Source organism: Ornithinimicrobium sp. F0845 (assembly GCF_023015765.1).
Classification (GTDB): domain Bacteria; phylum Actinomycetota; class Actinomycetes; order Actinomycetales; family Dermatophilaceae; genus Ornithinicoccus.
This window is the reverse complement of sequence record NZ_JALKAL010000006.1, coordinates 62,257-77,058: the sequence shown is the minus strand read 5'-3', so window position 1 is coordinate 77,058 and position 14,802 is coordinate 62,257. Positions and strand designations below refer to the sequence as shown.

Below are 14,802 nucleotides of genomic sequence, written 5' to 3'. Positions count from 1 at the left end.
GTAGACCCCACCCGCATTCTTGGGGAGGTTTTGTAGACCCTGCGGGCAGCGAGGGGGCCGGTGCCGGCGCCCGGCACCGGCCCCTCACGTCATACTGCCTGGGCCTGCTCAGCCGTTGAGCATGTCCGCCAGCTGGGTGTCGACCTCCGCGGCGACCGTGGCGACGTCCTCGCCGCCGGCGATGCGGCCGAAGAACTCCTCCATGACCGAGGCGGTCTCGACCGCGGCCCACTCCGAGGAGGCCGGGGTCAGCTTGGCGTTCTCGGCGGCGGAGATCGCGGCCTGCGCGAACTCGTCGTCACCCATCAGCGCGGTGAACTCGGGGTTGGCCGGGCCGAGGCCGTTCTCGGCGAGCATCGTCTGGTACTCGTCGCTGAAGATCAGCCGCATCAGGTCGGCGGCCAGCTCCTTGTGCTGCGACTGGGCCGAGATGGCGATGTTGGACCCGCCGGCGAACACGGGGGCGACGCCGCCGTCCACACCGGGGAGGGCGAACGCGCCGAGGTCCTCGGCCCTGGTCTCCTCCACGCTCCAGCGCGCCCAGCTCGGCGCCATGAACATCGCGGCCTCGCCGTTGTTGAACGGCACCCAGGCCTCGGCGTCCTTGCCGTCCTGCGGGGCGGTGGAGGCGCCGGCGTACAGCTCCTGCCACTGGGTCAGGCCGGCCACGCTCTCGGGCGAGGACAGCGCGCCGACCCACTGGTCACCCTCCTTGACGGCGATGTCGCCGCCGTGCGCGAAGATCCAGCTGATGCCGTTGCGCCAGTCCTGCCCGGGCAGCCAGAGCCCGGAGAAGCCGTCGCCGCCGGCCTCGCGCAGCGCGATCGCCGCGGTGGAGAACTCCTCGAGCGTGGTGGGCACCTCCAGGCCCGCGTCGCTGAAGGCGGCCTTGTCGAAGAAGATGTAGCGCGAGCCCCAGTAGTAGGGCACCGCGTAGACGGTGTCCTCATAGGTGCCGGCCTCGATGAAGCCCTCGGGGCCGATGTCGCCCAGCTCGCCGAGCAGGCCGGACAGGTCCTCGAACGCACCGACACTGGTGTATGTCGGAACCTGGGTGTTGCCCATCTCGATCACGTCAGGCGTGTTGTCGGGGTCGGGGAGGGCCTGGTTGGCGCGCTCCAGCAGCTCTCCCCAGGGGATCCGCTGCACCTCGAGCGTGGCACCGGTCTCCTCGTTGAAGGCGGTGACCAGCCACTCCTCGAGCTCGACCGGGGTGTCGGTCTCACCGGCCAGCCACAGGGTGATCGTCTCGCCGGAGGCCTCCTCGCCGCCGGTCTCGGCCGGGGCGTCGGTCTCCTCGGCCCCGTCGGTCGCCTCGCCGTCGTCAGCCTCGCCCTCGTCGGCCGCGGCGTCGTCCGTGGCGTCGTCGGTCGGGTCGTCCGTCGTGCTCCCTTGGCCGCAGCCGGCCAGCAGGGTCGCGGCGACAGTCGTCACTACCGCGGCCCGGGTCATGGTGCTGAGCTTCATCGTTGAACCTCTCTCGGTGGTGGTGGTCGGTAGTGAACCCAGGGGTCACACCACGCCTATCTCGCGGTAGCGCACGAGCGCTGCCGCTCCCTTCAGAACGAGCTCGTCCGCCAGCGGGACCACGCGCACGTGGACCTGCCGGGCAACGAAGGGAAGGGTCTGGTGGGCGAGCGCGTCCTGCGTCGCCCGCAGCAGGTGGCCGTCGAGCAGCTCGGCCGGGCCGTAGAGCACGACGTCGGCGATGCCGAGCGTGGTCACGACCGGGCTGAGCACCGAGCCCAGCCGCTGCCCCGCCGCGACAAGCTCGGCCTCGGTCTGCGCCCGGCGCAGGGTGGGCACCGCCAGGATCGTCTCCAGGCACCCGCGGTTGCCGCAGGCACAGGTCGGACCGTCCGGGTCGACGACCACGTGCCCGATCTCCCCCGAGGACAGCAGCGGGCCCGCCAGCACCCGGCCGTCGACCAGGACCCCTCCCCCGACACCGTGACCGATGGTCACCAGGAGCAGCCCCGCGTCGTCACCGGCGCCGAAGCTGGTCTCGGCGGCGGTCGCCATGTTGGCGTCATTGGCCACGTATGCCGGCAGGCCGGTCTCCCGGTGCACCCGCTCGGCGAGGGCCAGGTCGGACCAGCCCAGGTTGGGTGCGTGCAGCACGGTCCCCGCGTGGTCGATGATGCCGGGCGCGCCGATGCCGACCCCGAGCACGGGCCGGGTCAGCTGCTCGCGCAGCCGGGCGACGAGGGCGAGCACCTCGGCCACGGCCGCCTCACCCTCGGACAGCTCGACGGACTCTGCCGTGAGGATGCCACCGTGCAGGTCCACCACGGCAGAGCGCAGGATCCGGTCGCCGGACAGGTCCAGCGCGACCACCACGGGGGCGGTGTCGGCGAGCCCGACGAGGGTGGCGGGCTTCCCCTGGCGCACGCCGGGGCGGTGGCCCAGCTCGACCAGCATGCCGGTGTCGAGCAGCTCGGCGACCAGGTCGGAGACGGTCACCCGGGTCAGCCCCGTCTCCCGGGAGAGGTCGGCGCGACTGCGCGGGCCGTCGTCGAAGAGCTGCTGCAGGACCAGGGCCCGGTGATGACGTCTCGCGTCACCCGGCAGCACCTTGCCGACGGGGCGTCGCCCGCCGCGCGGTCGACCGGTGACCTGTGTCATGAGAGTTAGTATGTCTCATTAACTAACTTTGTCAAGAGGCCCTGCCGAAGAGGGCATCGATCCAGCGCGCCGCCTGTGACACCCCGGCTACCGTGGCCCACATCGCCGGCCAGGGGGTGGTCCGCACCAGATCGGGACCAGCACCGAGAGCCGTTCGCCCCGCACGAGAGGACGACCCCGTTGCGCACCCGAAGCCGCTGTGCCCTTGCCGCCCTGTCCCTGATCGCACTGATCGCCGCCCCCGCCGCGGCGGCACCGCCGGGCGCCGACGAGGAGGTGATGGTGGCGGTCGACCGCCCACGCCATCGTCCTGGGCGGCACCTCCGTCATCCAGCCTGCGGTGGAGCAGGAGCTGCTGGCCGCGGGGATCGAGCCGATCCGCATCTCCGGGACGGACCGCTACGGCACGGCAGCACTCCTCGCGGCCACCTTCGAGCCGGGCTACGTCACGGTCTACATCGCCTCCGGGACACCCCTGGTCCCCAAACCGCCGTTCGTCCCGATGATGCCCGACGCCCTCGCCGCGTCGGCACGCGCCGGGGCCGAGGGAGCACCGGTGATGCTGACCAAGACCTTCGACCTTCCCCCCGTGACCCGCCAGACCCTGGAGGCCCTCAACCCGCCGAGCATCACGATCGTCGGAGGCCACGGGACGGTCACCGCCTCGGTGGAGTACGAGCTGAGTCAGATCGCGCCGGTCACGCGGATCAGCGGGAGCACCCGCTTCGAGACGGCCGCCGCGCTCTTCGAGTCCTACCCGACCGGTGCCCCGCGCGCCTACCTCGCGTCCGGGGAGTGGTTCGCCGACGCACTGTCCGTGTCGGCCCTCGCGGCCTCCGAGGGGGCCCCGGTCCTGCTGGCCAACCAGAGTCGCCTCCCCAGCGCGTCCCGCGAGGCGATCGTGGCGCTGGACCCTCAGTCGGTCAGACTCATCGGCGGCACCGCGGTGCTGGACGACACCCTGATGGACATCATCCGGGACCTGCCCACGCCCTGACAGCGACCGGTCCGGTTGACGGCGCTGGCTCCTAGACTCCCTGCGTGAGCGCCACCCACTCCCCCGACCTGCACCCGCGCCTCTGGGCGGAGACCGTGCACCGCGACGCGCACGGCCGGATCGCCGTCGGCGGTCTCGACGTGGTCTCCCTGGCAGAGGAGTTCGGCACCCCGGCGTATGTCGTCGACGAGCAGGACTTCCGCCACCGGGCCGGGGCCTTCCGCGAGGCCTTCGCCACCGCGTTCGCGCAGGTCAGCGGCGGCGCCGACGTCTACTACGCGGGCAAGGCGTTCCTCTGCTCCGCGGTCGCGCGCTGGGTGCAGCAGGAGGGACTCGGTCTCGACGTCTGCTCCGGCGGCGAGCTCGCGGTCGCCCAGCGGGCCGGATTCCCGGGCGCGCGCCTCGCCCTGCACGGCAACAACAAGTCGGTCGCCGAGCTGCGCCAGGCCCTGCAGTATGACGTGGGCCGGGTCGTGGTGGACTCCCTCACCGAGATCGACCGGCTGGCTCAGGCCGCCACCGAGCTCGGGGTGCGCGCCCGGGTGCTGGTGCGGGTCACGGTCGGCGTCGAGGCCCACACCCACGAGTTCATCGCGACGGCGCACGAGGACCAGAAGTTCGGCTTCAGCCTGGCCGGCGGCGCCGCGCAGGAGGCCGTCGAGCGGGTCCTGCACCACCGCGAGCACCTTGAGCTGCTGGGCCTGCACAGCCACATCGGGTCCCAGATCATGGACACCGCCGGGTTCGAGGTCGCTGCCGGCCGACTGATCGGGCTCCATGCCGAGGTCAGCCGGCACCACGGCATACTCCTGCCCGAGCTCGACCTGGGCGGCGGCTTCGGCATCGCCTACACCCCCGCGGACGACCCCCTCTCCCCCGCGGAGCTCGCCGAGAGGCTGGCGACCGTGGTGGACCGCGAGCTCGCGGCGCTGGGCGAGGTGCCCCGGCCCCGGATCTCGGTCGAGCCCGGCCGGGCCATCGCCGGCCCCAGCACGTTCACCCTCTACGAGGTGGGCACGGTCAAGGAGGTCAGGCTCGAGGACGGGAGCACCCGCACCTACGTCTCGGTCGACGGTGGCATGAGCGACAACGTCCGGCCCGCGCTCTACGGCGCCGACTACACCTGCGTGCTGGCGAACCGCGCGTCCGGGGCCGGGCCGATGCGCGCCAGGGTGGTGGGGCGGCACTGCGAGAGCGGCGACATCCTGGTGCGGGACACCGAGCTCCCCGCGGACCTGCGCGCCGGCGACCTGCTCGCGGTCGCCGCGACGGGCGCCTACTGCCGCAGCCTGTCCAGCCAGTACAACCACACGCCGCGGCCGCCGGTGGTCGCCGTGCGGGACGGTCACGCGCGGGTCATCGTGCGACGCGAGACCGTCGAGGATCTGCTCGCCCTCGACGTGGGCTAGCTGGAAGTCGGCTCGTTACCGCCCGTCCGCAGCTCCTCCTCGATCACCGCCACCGCTCCCCCGACACCGTCCTCGCCGCGCACCAGCCGGCCCACCACACGCGCCCGGTCGACGACTCCTGCCTCGAGGGCAGTATGCAGTGCGGTCCGGAGCCGCTCCGGGCTCGCCTCGGGCGTGGGCACCGGTGCCGAGCCGACACCGATCTCCTGCACCCGCCGGCCGAAGAAGGGCTGGTCCATGGTGAACGGCAGCACCACCTGGGGACGGCCGACGCGAAGCGCCTGTGCGGTGGTGCCGGCGCCGCCGTGGTGCACGACCGCGGCCACGCGGGGGAAGAGCAGCTCGTGGGGGACGTCGCCGACGAACAGGACGCGCTCGTCATACTCCCCCTGCTCCTCCAGCCCCGATCCCTCCTGGACGATCGCGCGGTGACCCAGGGCCAGTGCGGCGTCGACCGTGTGTCGCAGGGCGTCCCGCACGGCGGGCACCGTGTGTGACCCGAGGCCGGCGTAGACCGCCTCCGGGCCGCCGTCGAGGAAGTCCGCCACCTCGGCCGGCAGCTTGGTGCCCGCGGGGACGTCGAGGAAGGGATAGCCGGTGCAGCGGATCCGCCGGCCGCCGACGCGGCGCGGGGTCACGATCTGCGCCGAGTTGGCGACGAAGGCCGGCACCGTCGCGAGCTGGAGCATCGCCCGGCGGCGCTGCGCGGCGGTGACCCCGGGGACGTCGGTGACCAGGTTGGTGGAGGCCCGCATGGCCCGCACCCCGGCGCGCAGGTTCGTCAGCGAGCGGCCCTCGCGGACGGAGTACAGGCTGGCGTCGCCCCACAGGGACGGGATGGCCGGCAGGAACATCATCAGCACCTGCGGCTTGCGGGCCCGGTCGATCATCGCCGGCCAGGCCGCGCTCATCGCCGTGGTCACCACGGCGTCGTAGCGCGACCACATCCCGGTCAGCGTCTCCCGGACGGCCGGCGCCATGGCCCGGGCCACCTGCCCCAGGAACTCGAGCTGGTCGTTGAGACCGACCGGCATCCCGTGCTGCAGCAGGTCGTTGCGGTAGTAGCCCATCACGTCGACGGGCACCTCCTCGACGGCCACCCCGGCGCCCTCGACCAGGTCGACGTAGTCGCTGGTGGCGGTCACCCCGACCTCGTGGCCGCGGTCCCGCAACCCCCGCGCGACGGCAAGCACTGGCTGGTAGTCGCCGCGGCTCCCCGCCGCGAGCATCGCGATGCGCATGGCCCCATTCTCTCCACTCGGCCACACTCACGTGATTCAGCCTGGTCGTCGACTAGTCTCAGATGATGCGCACTGTGGGCGCCTACGAGGCCAGGACGCATCTCCCGCGCCTCCTGGACGAGGTCTAGGCGGGCGGATCCGTCACCATCACCAAACACGGCCGTCCCGTGGCCAGACTGGTCGGCATCCGCGGTGCCGCCGCATCGGACCCCGACCCCGACCCCGTCGCCCGCTTCGCCGAGGCTCGGGCGGGCCTGACCCTCGGCAGACCCCTCCGCGAGGCCACCGACGAGGGGCGTCGGTGACCGGGATCATCCTGGACGCATCCATGGCACGGGCGGGCGTTGCTCTCGCCTGACGTGCGGCTCCAGCCTCAGCCCACGATCCGCTCGACGTACTCCCGGGCCGGCTCGGCATAGCGCTCGGGGAAGGTCACCGCGCACCCGATCGCCCACGCGTTGCCCTCCAGTGAGCGCAGCCGCAGCCACGGGGCCAGGTCCTCGCGCGTCGGCAACGGGCGGCCGGTGATCTCGCAGTATGCCGTGAGCGCGGTCCGCCCGATCTCGTCCGTGGGCGTGCTGCCCAGCACGGCGAGGTCCCACTCGACCGGTCCGCGGCAGGCCTCCTCCAGGTCGCTCCAGCACCAGCGGCCCGAGCGGTCGCGCAGCAGGTTGCCGCGGTGGGCGTCGCCGTGCAGCAGCACCTCCTCGGTGCCCAGCCCGGCGGTCCCGGCCAGCGCGTCCTCGTGCTCCCGGGTGAGCGCCGCGTGCTCGGCGCGGGTGATGAAGCCGTGGCGCACGGCATACTCCAGCGGCTCGGTGATCACCTGGTGGGCGACGGTCATGCGGGGCAGCTCCGGGCCCGCGTCCGCCAGCGCGGCGTGCCACGCCGCGAGCGCGGCGCCCGACTCCTGCGGGGTCGCCCTCGCCTCCTGGGGGCCGAGGTCCTCCCACAACGAGATCCACTGCCCGTCGACCTCGTGCGGGCCCGGGTCCACGTCGTGGGCCGGCGGGACGACCGCGACCCCGGCGGCGTGGGCGATCCGGCCGGCCGCGACCTCGGTGCCCAGCCACCACCCCGGGTCCCGCCGCTGGGCGCCCGTGTGGGTCGAGACGCGGGCGACGAGGCCGGCCCCCGGCAGCCGCAGCATCAGGGACCCGCGGTTGGACAGCACGTCCGGCTTCTCAGGTGGCAGGGCGAGGCGTTCACAGAGGCGGGCCAGGGCTACTGTGCCGCGCCGCGCCGTCTCCACGGCCGACTCGGTGAGGGCGCTGTCCACCGCTCGATCGTAGGTCGGCGCCCGGACCGCCCGGCTCACCACGGCTCGTCGGCACAGATCCGAGCATCCCGGCCCCGGGCCAGCAGTTCCACGCTCAGGCGTCCAGCTCGGGCAGCTCGGCCAATTCGCGGCGGGCCCGGTCGACCGCCGCCCGGTCCTCGCCCGTCAGGCCGGGGTCGTCGAGCGCCTCCACCTCGCCGGCGGCCTCACGCGCGCCGGCCGGGTCGTCCAACCGCAGCCGCAGCTCGGCGGCATACGCCCAGGCCGCAGCCCGGTCAGCGACCGTGGCGTCCGGATGCCGCGCGAGCGCCCCGGCGAGGATCCGGTGTGCCTGCTCCGGGTCGCCGTGGGAGTCCCCCTGGACGACCGCGTTCTCCAGGGCCCGGGCCAGCGGCCCTCCCCCGGAGCTCGCCCACTCGAGCCGGTCGTCGACCGCCCGCGCCTTCTCCTCCTCGGACGCGGGACGGCGCGAGACCCGGACCCAGTTGCCGGCCGGGTCGATCACCGAGAAGCCGCTGAGCCCCGCGTTGTTCGCGCGCCGGCGCGGCCTGGTCATCCGCGGTGCACCGCTCTGCGGGACCGTGCCATAGCTCTCCCGGAACCCCTTGGCGAACAGCGCGTGCAACGGCTCGGTGTCGGACACCACGATCCCGCACGTGGAGTGGCTCTGCTCCGGGTCGTGGCCCGGCATGCCGTAGTAGTGCAGGTCGATCCCGCCCAGCCCCAGCACGACATACGGGTTGGGCCGCAGCTGCCGGTAGGTCACGCGCAGGCCGAGCGCCGTCCAGAACTGCCCGATCTCATCGATGTCTGCGCACGGCAACATCGGGATCATGTGCGCGTCGCCGGTCACGTCGCTCACGCTGGCACCGGTCAGGTCAGGTGGTCGAAGTCGCCCCGCACCCAGGCAGTATGCCGATCGGCTGAGTAGCGGATGATCGTCTTGGCATCCTGGGGCACGACCGCACCGAAGTTGTTGTAGAGCCGGTCGAAGTGCAGCCCCTCGACCTGGCCGGCCAGGCGCTGGACCACGTTGCCGGACAGCGGTAGGCGGTTGGGATAGCTGCGCATGAAGCTGACGGTCCTGCGGTCGGGATTGGTGAAGATCGCATCACCGGCCAGGAGCACGCCCTTGCCGTCGTTGCCGGTGGCCCACTCGACGACGGTCTGGCCGCGGAAGTGACCCCCGACCCGGTGCAGCGTCAGGCCCGGCGCGACCTCGTGCCGCTCGTCGAAGAACTCGACGCGATCGCTGCGTCGCACCCACTCCTGGTCGCGGTCGGCGAGCTGCACCGGTGCGTCGAGAGCGGCGGCCCACTCGGTCTGCACGCCGTACATGTGCGGGTGGCTGGCTGCCACGGCGAGCGTCGGGCCGAGCCCGCGGACGAACTCCACGGCCTCGTCGTCGATATATCCCACGGCGTCGAAGAGCAGGGTCCCCTCCGGGGTGCGCACGACCATCGTCTGCTGCGCGATGCCGACGCCCGGATCCGCGCGCAGGCCCCACAGGTCGGGCTCGACCTCGGTGATGACGATGCGGGTGCCGTTTGCCCTCAGCTTCTCCAGGGTCGTCCAGCGCGAGCCCCCCTCGGGCACCCACTGCCGCTCGTCGTCGCAGATGGCGCACAGTTCCGGCGGCGACTCCACGTCAGCAGTTTCCACGGCACAGGTCTCACAGATCCAGATCATGCGCCCCAGTCTGTGCGCTGCCGGTGAGGAGCGCGACCCCGTTTTTCGCCGTGTCCCGAGTCCGGCACCCGCGCGGAGGAGACGGCGACGATGTCGCGTGGAGGGTTCATTGTGCTGGTCAGAGGCCGAGCGGGACCGTCAGGCCGATGAGCTCGGCGGGCTCGGCGGAGGTGTTCTCCCACCAGTGGCCGAGGGTGCAGTCGTAGGTGATCGTGTCGCCGGCCTGCAGCTCGTGGCGCTCCTCGCCGATGACGACGACCAGCTGGCCGGCGAGCACGTGCACCGACTCGGTGGTTCCGCGACGTGACGCTCGGCTGACTGTGTGCCGCGCCCGGCCCGGGCTACGACCACCGGGCGCGGCACCCCACCGCCCACCTCCTGCCACCCCCGGAGGCCCCCATGAGGTACGTGCTGCACCGCCTGGCCCAGTCGGTCGTGGTCCTCTTCGGCGTCACCGTCGTCGTCTTCCTCATCGTCCACCTGGTCCCCGGCGACCCGATCCGGATCGGGATGGGCACCCGCTTCGACCCGGAGATCTACGAGGCGCTGCGGCGCGCCTCGGGGCTGGACCGGCCACCTCTGGAGCAGTACGTCAGCTACGTCAGCAAGGCGGTCTCCGGCGACCTCGGGGTGAGCTTCCGGTCCGGCCAGCCGGTGACGCACCTCCTGGTGGCGCGGCTGCCGGCGACCGTCTCGCTGGCGGTCGTCGGGATCCTCATCGCGCTGCTGGTCTCCTTCCCGCTGGGCATCATCTCGGCGGTGCGCAACGGCAGCGCGGTCGACTCCATCGTCCGGGCGGTCAGCCAGCTCGGCGTCTCGCTGCCGAACTTCTGGCTCGGGATGCTCCTCATCCTGCTCTTCTCCTCGACCCTGGGGTGGCTGCCGCCGTCGGGCTACACCCCGATCACCGAGGACCCGGTCGAATGGGCCAAGCGGGTGATCATGCCGGGCATCACCGTGGGCGTGGTCGCCGGCTCGATCCTCACCCGCTACGTCCGTTCCTCGGTGCTGGAGACCCTCTCGATGGACCACGTGCGGACCGCCGACTCCAAGGGTCTGCCCCGCCGCCTGGTGCTCTCGCGGCACGTCGTCCGCAACGCCCTCGTCCCCGTCATCACGGTCACCGGCACCCAGATCGCCGCGATCCTGGGCGGGGTGATCGTCGTGGAGGTCGTCTTCGCCTGGCCGGGTCTGGGACTGCTGGTGTATGACGCGGTGCGGGCCCGCGACTACCCGCTCCTTCAGGGGGCGGTGCTGTTGATCGCGGTGATCTTCCTGGTCGTCAACCTGATCGTCGACCTGCTCTACGCCAAGGTGGACCCGCGGATCCAGCTGGGAGGTGACCCGTGAGCACCCCGGCCCCCACCCAACCGGACCCGGGCACACCGCCGGGCCCCACGGCATACGACCCTGCAGTGCCGGTCCCCCGCGAGGGGCCGCGCGGGTGGCGGCGCACGGTGCTGGCCCTGCTCCGGCGGCCGGTGGGCGTGGTCTCGCTGCTCGTCCTGCTGGGAGTCGTCGTACTGGCGCTGTTCGGCGACTGGCTGGCGCCCTACGGGATCAACGAGGTGAACCTCGACGCCAGGCTGCAGCCGCCGTCGGCCGAGTTCTGGTTCGGCACCGACGAGCTGGGCCGAGACATCCTCTCCCGCGTCATCGCCTCGGCAGCGGTGTCGGTGCGGGTCTCGGTGATCGCGGTCTCGATCGCCCTGGTCGCGGGCGTCGGGCTCGGGCTGCTCGCCGGCTTCTTCGGGGGCTGGCTGGACACCGTCATCATGCGCTCCCAGGACGTGCTCTTCGCCTTCCCCGAGATCCTGCTGGCGATGGCCATCGTGGCGATCCTCGGACCGGGCGTGACGACGGCAACGATCGCGATCGGCGTCGTCTACATCCCGGTCTTCGCGCGGGTCACCCGGGCCAGCACCCTGTCGGTGCGCACCGAGACCTACGTGCGCGCCGCCAAGTCCCTGGGCGCCGGGCCGGGCCGGCAGATGGTGCGGCACGTGCTGCCCAACATCTCGGCGCCGATCATCGTGCAGACCTCGCTGTCGCTGGCCTTCGCGATCCTGTCGGAGGCGAGCCTGTCCTTCCTGGGGCTCGGCGTGCAACCGCCGGAGCCGTCCTGGGGCCGCATGCTCTTCGACTCCCGCGCCTTCTTCCAGGAGGCCTGGTGGATGAGCGTCTTCCCCGGCCTGGCGGTCTTCGTCACCGTGCTGGCCTGCAACCTGCTGGGCGACATCCTGCGCGACGTCCTCGACGTCCGGTCCTCGGCCACCGCCCGAGGAGGCACCCGATGAGCGCCCTGCCCGGTCCCCCGAGCCCGTCGGCCGTCCCCGTTTCGGCCACCGCCCTGGAGGTGCGGTCCCTGTCGGTCTCGATCGGCACGGCGCGGATCGTGCGCGACGTGAGCTGGTCGGTCTCCCCGGGACAGACCCTCGGCATCGTCGGGGAGTCCGGGTCGGGCAAGTCGATGTCGGTGCTGTCGGCGGTCGGCCTGGGACCGGGCAACGCCCGGGTCACCGGCGACGTCCGGCTCACCACCTCCGACGGCACCGAGCACGACCTGCTCGGCCTGCGCGGCAACGCCCTGCGGCGGATCCGCGGACGGCGCATCGGCTTCGTCTTCCAGGACCCCGCGACCTCGCTCAACCCGATGCTCACCGTCGAGCGGCAGCTCACTGAGGGCCCCGAGGTGCACCTGGGCCTGAAGCCGAGGGAGGCCCGGGCACGGGCAGCCGAGCTGCTCGAGCTCGTCGGCATCCCCGACCCGGCCCGGCGGCTCAAGGCCTACCCCCACGAGCTGAGCGGCGGTATGCGGCAGCGCGTGATGATCGCCGTCGCCCTGGCCTGCGAGCCCGAGGTGATCATCGCCGACGAGGCGACGACTGCCCTCGACGTGACGATCCAGGCCCAGATCATCGATGCCATCCGCGAGCTGCAGGAGCGCCTCGGCACCGCCACCGTCTGGATCAGCCACGACCTGGCCGTGGTCGGCGGGATCGCCGACGAGGTCGTCGTGATGTACGGCGGCGAGGTCCTCGAGCGCGCCGAGACCGTCCGCCTCTTCCAGGACACCGTGCACCCCTACACCCGCGGTCTGTTCGCCTCGCGCCCGCACCTGGGGCAGCGCAGCGACCAGCTGCTGAGCATCCCGGGGTCGCCGCCGGACCCACGGGCCATCCCGCCGGGCTGCGTCTTCTGGGACCGGTGCTCCGTGCGCGGCGACGACCGGTGCCGGACCCAGCACCCCGAGCTGGTCGACCTGGGCGACGGTCACTGGGTGCGCTCGTTCTACCTGCCCGACGCCCGGCCGCCCTCGGCCGAGCCCGCGACCCGCGACCAGGAGGGAGAGCGGTGAGCACAGCGACCGAGTCCCAGTCGTCCGCCGAGGCCGTGGCCGGCGACCCGCTGCTGCGGGTCGACGGGCTGCACGTCCGCTTCCCGGTGCGCGGGGCCGGGCGCCGCCAGTGGCTGTATGCCGTGCAGGACGTCTCCTTCACCATCGGCCGGGGGGAGACGGTCGGCCTGGTCGGCGAGTCGGGGTCCGGCAAGTCCACGATCGGCAACGCCCTGCTGCGGCTGGTGCCGGTGCACGCCGGGACTGTCCGGCTCGGCGACACCGACGTGCTCGCCGCCCGCGGCCGCGAGATCACCGATGTGCGGCGGCGCATGGCGATGGTCTTCCAGGACCCGCTGGCCGCGCTCGATCCGCGGTGCACCGTCGCCGAGTCGGTGGCCGAGCCGCTGCAGATCCACAGGCTGAGGCCGTCGGGCGGTCGGCGCGCGCGGGTGGCCGAGTTGATGGACCTGGCGGGACTGCCCTCCCGGTTCCTGGACCGCTACCCGCACGAGCTGTCGGGCGGACAGCGGCAGCGTGTGTGCATCGCCCGGGCGCTGGCGGCCGAGCCGGAGCTGCTGATCCTGGACGAGGCGACCGCCTCGCTGGACGTCTCGGTCCAATCCCAGATCCTCAACCTGCTCCGGCAGTTGCAGCAGGAGATGGGGCTGTCCTACCTGTTCATCAGCCACGACCTGGCCTCGGTCGAGCACATGAGCGACCGGGTGCTGGTCCTCTATCTCGGGCGGATCATGGAGCGGTCGCCGCGCGAGGACCTGTACCGCTCGCCCGGCCACCCCTACACCCAGGCGCTGATCTCGGCGATCCCGCTCGAGGACCCGGTCGCCGAGCGGCAACGGCGCCGGATCATCCTCGAGGGCGACATCCCCTCCCCGATCGACCCGCCCTCGGGCTGCGTCTTCCGGACCCGCCGCCCGCTGGTGATTCCCGAGTGCGCCGAGGACCTCCCGCCCGGACACGACCTCGGACCGGACCACACGGCATACTGCCTGCGCGCCGGGGAACAGGTCGGCGGCACGTAGGGCCCGGCGTCGGCCGAGGCGGCACCACGTGCACGACGAGCCGGTATCCGGTGGTCACTTCCGTCGTGGACGTGTGAGGCTGGGCGCCATGCCGGACAGGGAGCTGGGTCGACGCAGGCTTGTGGCGCAGGGTGTCGTCACCCGACCGTTCGCGCGACCGGCCGACGCGGTCGCGGCCCTGGGGGCGATGCAGGGACAGGACCTGCCCGGGGTCATCGCCTCGGCGGCACTTCGCACGCGGGAGGGGACGGTCGCGGACGTCGTCGAGGATCTCGATGCGGGCCGCATCGTGCGGGGCTACCCGATGCGCGGCACCGTCTTCCTCCTCGCGGCCGCGGACGCGACGTGGATGGGTCAGCTGTGCGCCGGTCCCGCGCTGCGTGGCGCCGAGCGACGGCAGTCGGACCTGGGACTCACCAGCCCCCACATCGCCCGGGCACGCGACGCCCTGGTCACCGCGCTCGAGGACCACCCGACGGGTCTGTCTCGCGGCCAGGTCATGGAGCTCTGGGACTCGATCGGACAGCCCACCTCAGGAGGGCGCGGCTATCACCTGCTGGCCCAGTTCGTCTCGGAGACGCTCGCGTTCTACGGACCGTGGAACGGCACCGACCAGAACATCGTGCTGGCCCGGGACTGGGTGCCTCCCGGCTCCGGGCTCGAGGGCCGGTTCAACGGGGACCGGATCGCGGCGGTGACCGAGCTCCTGCGCCGCTACCTGACCAGTCACGGACCCGCGACCATCCGGGACTTCGCCTGGTGGACCAAGCTGCCGCTGAAGGAGATCCGCGCGGCCCTGCCCGACGCCGCCCGCGACCTCGATCAGGACGACGCCGACGAGCCGGCATACTGGCGCCCCGGTCTGATCGACGAGGTCACCGAGCACGCGAAGGACCTGCGGAAGCCCTGGTTGCTGCCCGGATTCGACGAGTTCATCCTGGGCTACCAGGACCGCTCCTTCGCGATGTCCGAGGCGGAGGTCCTCCTGCTGTCGCCCGGCAAGAACGGCATGTTCCGCCGCAGCGTCGTCGTCGACGGGCAGGTCCGTGCCCTGTGGAAGCGTGGCGGCCGGCCGGGCAGGCGCGCGCTGGAGCTGGAGCCCTTCGACGGCCTGCCCAAGCGTGCCGAGGCTGCACTCCCGAGGCTGTTCGAGGCGTTCCCCTTCACCACCGTCTGAGCGCC

General features: G+C 72.5%; 14 protein-coding genes and 1 pseudogene. 8 read left to right on the top strand and 7 right to left on the bottom strand.

The window, feature by feature from the left end; all coding sequences use genetic code 11:
• Positions 1-108: 108 nt before the first annotated feature.
• Positions 109-1,467, bottom strand: coding sequence for an extracellular solute-binding protein (locus MWU75_RS10515; protein ID WP_247090335.1), 1,359 nt, complete (start codon positions 1,465-1,467; stop codon positions 109-111).
• 45 nt (positions 1,468-1,512) lie between these two features.
• Positions 1,513-2,625 carry an ROK family protein gene (locus tag MWU75_RS10510; protein ID WP_247090333.1) on the bottom strand — a complete coding sequence of 371 codons (1,113 nt, stop codon included), beginning with the start codon at positions 2,623-2,625 and terminating at the stop codon, positions 1,513-1,515.
• 340 nt (positions 2,626-2,965) lie between these two features.
• Here MWU75_RS10510 and MWU75_RS10505 point away from each other — a divergent pair, with 340 nt between their 5' ends.
• Positions 2,966-3,622: a cell wall-binding repeat-containing protein gene (locus MWU75_RS10505; protein ID WP_247090331.1), complete on the top strand. Its 657-nt coding sequence runs from the start codon at positions 2,966-2,968 to the stop codon at positions 3,620-3,622.
• A gap of 44 nt (positions 3,623-3,666) precedes the next feature.
• Positions 3,667-5,031, top strand: coding sequence for a diaminopimelate decarboxylase (lysA, locus tag MWU75_RS10500; RefSeq protein ID WP_247090329.1), 1,365 nt, complete (start codon positions 3,667-3,669; stop codon positions 5,029-5,031).
• Here the strand turns inward: lysA and MWU75_RS10495 are convergent.
• Positions 5,028-6,272, bottom strand: a complete 1,245-nt coding sequence (locus MWU75_RS10495; protein ID WP_247090327.1) for a glycosyltransferase — start codon at positions 6,270-6,272, stop codon at positions 5,028-5,030. The genes lysA and MWU75_RS10495 overlap by 4 nt on opposite strands.
• 134 nt (positions 6,273-6,406) lie before the next feature.
• Between MWU75_RS10495 and MWU75_RS10490 the strand changes: the two are divergent.
• Positions 6,407-6,577: pseudogene (locus MWU75_RS10490) on the top strand (type II toxin-antitoxin system prevent-host-death family antitoxin); the annotation flags it as partial.
• A gap of 68 nt (positions 6,578-6,645) precedes the next feature.
• Here the strand turns inward: MWU75_RS10490 and MWU75_RS10485 are convergent.
• From MWU75_RS10485 to MWU75_RS10470, 4 genes are all read right to left on the bottom strand, one after another.
• Positions 6,646-7,551: a phosphotransferase gene (locus MWU75_RS10485; protein WP_247090323.1), complete on the bottom strand. Its 906-nt coding sequence runs from the start codon at positions 7,549-7,551 to the stop codon at positions 6,646-6,648.
• A 94-nt stretch (positions 7,552-7,645) separates the two neighbouring features.
• Positions 7,646-8,413, bottom strand: coding sequence for a hypothetical protein (locus MWU75_RS10480; protein ID WP_247090321.1), 768 nt, complete (start codon positions 8,411-8,413; stop codon positions 7,646-7,648).
• Between the two features lie 11 nt (positions 8,414-8,424).
• Positions 8,425-9,240 (bottom strand): hydrolase, encoded by an 816-nt coding sequence (locus MWU75_RS10475; RefSeq protein WP_247090319.1) that lies wholly within the window; start codon positions 9,238-9,240, stop codon positions 8,425-8,427.
• A 118-nt stretch (positions 9,241-9,358) separates the two neighbouring features.
• The gene (locus MWU75_RS10470; protein WP_247090317.1) at positions 9,359-9,625 is read right to left on the bottom strand and encodes a cupin domain-containing protein; all 267 of its coding nucleotides are present in this window, start codon (positions 9,623-9,625) and stop codon (positions 9,359-9,361) included.
• A 14-nt stretch (positions 9,626-9,639) separates the two neighbouring features.
• Here MWU75_RS10470 and MWU75_RS10465 point away from each other — a divergent pair, with 14 nt between their 5' ends.
• The 5 genes from MWU75_RS10465 (at position 9,640) to MWU75_RS10445 (ending at position 14,797) form a co-directional block, all read left to right on the top strand.
• Entirely contained in the window at positions 9,640-10,590 is a 951-nt protein-coding gene (locus MWU75_RS10465; protein ID WP_247090315.1) for an ABC transporter permease, read from the top strand.
• Positions 10,587-11,537, top strand: a complete 951-nt coding sequence (locus MWU75_RS20290) for an ABC transporter permease (protein ID WP_247090312.1) — start codon at positions 10,587-10,589, stop codon at positions 11,535-11,537. Before MWU75_RS10465 ends, MWU75_RS20290 begins: the two co-directional genes overlap by 4 nt.
• Positions 11,534-12,598 carry an ABC transporter ATP-binding protein gene (locus MWU75_RS10455; RefSeq protein WP_247090310.1) on the top strand — a complete coding sequence of 355 codons (1,065 nt, stop codon included), beginning with the start codon at positions 11,534-11,536 and terminating at the stop codon, positions 12,596-12,598. The genes MWU75_RS20290 and MWU75_RS10455 overlap by 4 nt, the downstream gene beginning before the upstream one ends.
• Positions 12,595-13,620, top strand: a complete 1,026-nt coding sequence (locus MWU75_RS10450; RefSeq protein WP_247090307.1) for an ABC transporter ATP-binding protein — start codon at positions 12,595-12,597, stop codon at positions 13,618-13,620. The genes MWU75_RS10455 and MWU75_RS10450 overlap by 4 nt, the downstream gene beginning before the upstream one ends.
• Positions 13,621-13,708: 88 nt before the next feature.
• A complete protein-coding gene (locus MWU75_RS10445; RefSeq protein ID WP_247090305.1) occupies positions 13,709-14,797 on the top strand; it encodes a winged helix DNA-binding domain-containing protein in 1,089 nt (362 codons plus the stop codon).
• Positions 14,798-14,802: the final 5 nt, after the last annotated feature.

Coding starts and splice junctions, on each gene's coding strand:
- MWU75_RS10455 (WP_247090310.1), top strand. CDS start 11,534: ATGAGCGCCCTGCCCGGTCCCCCGAGCCCGTCGGCCGTCCCCGTTTCG.
- MWU75_RS10510 (WP_247090333.1), bottom strand. CDS start 2,625: ATGACACAGGTCACCGGTCGACCGCGCGGCGGGCGACGCCCCGTCGGC.
- MWU75_RS10465 (WP_247090315.1), top strand. CDS start 9,640: ATGAGGTACGTGCTGCACCGCCTGGCCCAGTCGGTCGTGGTCCTCTTC.
- MWU75_RS10475 (WP_247090319.1), bottom strand. CDS start 9,240: ATGATCTGGATCTGTGAGACCTGTGCCGTGGAAACTGCTGACGTGGAG.
- MWU75_RS10495 (WP_247090327.1), bottom strand. CDS start 6,272: ATGCGCATCGCGATGCTCGCGGCGGGGAGCCGCGGCGACTACCAGCCA.
- MWU75_RS10445 (WP_247090305.1), top strand. CDS start 13,709: ATGCCGGACAGGGAGCTGGGTCGACGCAGGCTTGTGGCGCAGGGTGTC.
- MWU75_RS10515 (WP_247090335.1), bottom strand. CDS start 1,467: ATGAAGCTCAGCACCATGACCCGGGCCGCGGTAGTGACGACTGTCGCC.